Here is a 3351-nt window from a genome sequence, read left to right as displayed (position 1 = left end):
CCAGTATCAGCGATAACAGGTTTAGGCCAAAAAATGTTAATCCAGATGCGGGCGACCACTCTCGTTAATAATGAGTGTGGCGATTTTAGAGTGTAGTAATACAACAATGGGTGTGGCGATTTTAGAGTGTAGTAATACAACAATGGGTGTGTTTCAAGGTAATCATATGAAAAACAAGTCTATTTTGCTTTGTAGTGTGCTAGCGCTGGTTTTGGGTGCGCTCAATGCAAATGCGAAAGTTTCAACGAAAGAAGTTAATAAGTTAGGGAATTCTTTAACGCCGTTCGGTTCGATAAAATCCGGGAATAAAAATAAAACTATTCCTGCATGGACTGGGGGGATTACCGAAGCCCCAATGGGGTATGAGGGGACAGGGCAGCATCATATCGACCCTTTTGCCTCTGATGATATCAAATTCACCATTGATGACAGTAACTACAAAGGTTTTAAAAACTATCTGACCCCAGGTCAGTATGCTTTGTTTGAAGCATACCCAAGTAGCTTCAAGATCAATGTATATCCAACCCATCGTTCGCACTCGATGCCGGATTGGGTCCTAGAAAATACCAAGAAAAATGCCAAAACATCGTCTTTATCCAAAGGCGGGGTGGGGATTCAGAACGCATACGGTGGTATTCCTTTTCCAATATTACATGGAAAGAATGAAGATAAAGCCCTTCAGACAATGTGGAATCATTTGACTAGATGGAGAGGTATTTTTGCAATCTTGCGTTCGACTGAAGTGCCAGTTCAGAGAGATGGTTCTTTTTCTCCGATTACCAAGCAGGCGGAAGTGTTTTTTAACTTCCATAACCCTAAAGGCAGCTTTAAAAAGCTTAACAATATTTTGTTTTACTTTTTGACTTTCAATAAAGCGCCCGCCCGTTTGGCAGGTGGTGCGTTGCTAGTTCACGAAACTATGGATCAGGTTAAAGACAAACGAGGTGCGTGGGACTATAACTCAGGCCAGCGTCGAGTGAGACGTGCTCCAAACTTGGCTTATGATTCCCCCATTGCTTCGTCTGACAACACGCGTACTGCAGATGATACAGATATGTACAATGGAGCCCCTGATCGATATAACTGGGACTACAAAGGTGTTAAGGAGTTTTTCATTCCTTATAACAATTATAAGGTCGGTCAGAAAGGTGTTCAATACGATGACTTGGTTATGCCGGGTCACTTAAATCCTGAATATGTTCGCTGGGAACTGCATCGTGTACATGTTGTCGAAGCTACTTTGAAGAAAGGGGCTCGTCATATCTATAAAAAACGTGTGTTCTATGTTGATGAAGACAGCTGGGGAATTGCTATGGTGGATCAGTACGATAACCGTGGTGAACTTTGGCGAGTCAGTAATGCGCTCTTAAAGAACTATTATGAGTTGCCAGGCGTTTGGTCCAGTGGTGATGTATATCACGATCTACAAGCACGTCGTTATAGTGTGAATGGTCTATACTCAGAAGAAAAACAGGCACCTGTATTTGAAAATAAGGTACCAAACAAGCGTTACTTTAAGCCTTCGTCATTAAGACGTAGAGGCCGATAACAAAATATAGACATAGAGCAAGGGAGCTCTTCAGCTTGCTTAAAAAGAAACTCAAAATAGGCATGTGTTGTTTTAATATTCACTGAATATGGGCCGCTATTGTATAGGCGGCTTTCGTGGTTAATGTTGAAATGTCTAATATTGAGGGTGTCTGATGGGATATATTCAAATGTACAAGGTTGATAAATGAACAGTCTACTGTCTAGGTTAAAAGTTGGTGTTCTGGCTAGCTCATTGAGCGTTGTAAGTCTAATAACTCCTGCTCATGCGGTCGAAGATGTACTTAAAACGCCCGCGGTTAAAACTTCTATGGCAACGAATAGCCTCTTGTTGGATGTTGACAAGGCGGGCAGCCGACTTGTTGCAGTCGGAGGTCGTGGGCATATTGTCTATTCTGATGATGAAGGAAAAAGCTGGGCTCAGGCTTCTGTACCAGTATCGGTATTGTTAACGGCAGTAAGTTTTGTCGATCAAACGCACGGTTGGGCTGTAGGGCACTCGGGTGTCATTTTGCACACTAGCGATGGTGGAGAAACTTGGGTCAAGCAATTTGACGGTGACTCGGCAAACCAAATGATTATTACTCAGTCCGAAGAGCGTCTGAAGCAGTTTGAACGACAAATGGAAACAGCTTCTGAAGATGAGCTGGAAGACTTGGAATACGAGTTGGAAGAAGCTAGCTACGCTTTAGACGATGCGAAGTTCGATGCTCAAGTTGGTGCGAGTAAACCCTTGCTGGATGTGTTGTTCAGTTCTTCAAAAGAAGGTTTTGTAGTGGGTGCTTACGGTTTTCTGTTTAAGACCTCCGATGGCGGACGTACCTGGCAGAACTATGGTAGCCGAATTGAAAACCCTGACCGCTTTCACTTAAATGCAGTGAACGAAGTTAAGGGTGGTGCCCTATTTATTGTTGGTGAGGGTGGCGTGCTATACCGCTCAACCGATAAGGGTGAAACCTGGGAAACTCTCGATAGTCCATATAGCGGGTCATTTTTCGGCGTCGCCGGAACACAGGATGAAGGCGTTGTACTGGCTTTTGGTTTGCGAGGCAATATGTATCGCTCCGAAGATAATGGCGATACATGGGAGCAAGTAGAAACGAAGACCGAAGGGACTCTAATGTCTGCTTCTCATGACGGAAGCAAGAAAGTGTCAGTCGTGGGAAATTCCGGCGTGGTTATTCTAAGTCGTGATGGGGGACGAACTTTTGTTGAAACAATTCGCGAAAATCGATTAGGAAATGCATCTTCAGTCTATATCGACGCAGAGCGCTTGGTATTGGTAGGGGAAAATGGTGTTAACTTGACCACTCCAAGCGGTTTGAACTTGTAAGTGCCTTTGGCAACATAACTAATTATATAAGATATAACGACTAGAGATTAAGAGGATTGATGGATGTCAAACTCAGATAAGGGCGCTTCAGGCAAGCAGATTAAAGCTGTCGGTTCAGGTAGTGTCATTGAACGGCTAATATTTTCAAACAGACCTGTGATTCTTGCAATATTTGCATTGATTACGGCTTTCTTGGGTTTCAATGCGGCACAAATTAAACCGGATGCTTCATTCGAGCGTTTAATTCCGCTTGAGCACCCGTTTATCGTCAATATGATGGAGAATAGGGAGGATCTGGAAAATCTAGGTAACTCAATACGCGTTGCGGTGGCAGTTAAAGATGGTGACGTCTTTGACAAAGCGTATATGGAGACCTTGAGTGAAATAACAGATGAGTTGTTTTACCTTCCAGGCGTAGATCGCTCAGGAATGAAGTCTCTATGGACTCCCAATGTCCGTTGGGTGGAAGT

2 protein-coding genes and 1 pseudogene are annotated in these 3351 nt (G+C 43.5%); all 3 read left to right on the top strand.

Translation table 11 applies throughout. From position 1 onward, the window contains the following. Window positions 1-166 precede the first annotated feature (166 nt). A complete protein-coding gene (locus A3735_RS19780; protein WP_068634380.1) occupies window positions 167-1549 on the top strand; it encodes a DUF1329 domain-containing protein in 1383 nt (460 codons plus the stop codon). Between the two features lie 186 nt (window positions 1550-1735). Next, window positions 1736-2881, top strand: a complete 1146-nt coding sequence (locus A3735_RS19775; protein ID WP_068507666.1) for a YCF48-related protein — start codon at window positions 1736-1738, stop codon at window positions 2879-2881. 63 nt (window positions 2882-2944) lie between these two features. After that, window positions 2945-3351 (top strand): annotated as a pseudogene (locus A3735_RS19770) (hypothetical protein); the annotation flags it as partial.

The organism is Oleiphilus sp. HI0061 (assembly GCF_001635675.1).
The sequence above is the reverse complement of the archived record's forward strand: the minus strand, read 5'-3'. Positions and strand labels throughout refer to the sequence as shown.

Excerpts from the sequence above, each read along its gene's own strand:
- A3735_RS19780 (WP_068634380.1), top strand. The coding sequence starts at position 167 with ATGAAAAACAAGTCTATTTTGCTTTGTAGTGTGCTAGCGCTGGTTTTG.
- A3735_RS19775 (WP_068507666.1), top strand. The coding sequence starts at position 1,736 with ATGAACAGTCTACTGTCTAGGTTAAAAGTTGGTGTTCTGGCTAGCTCA.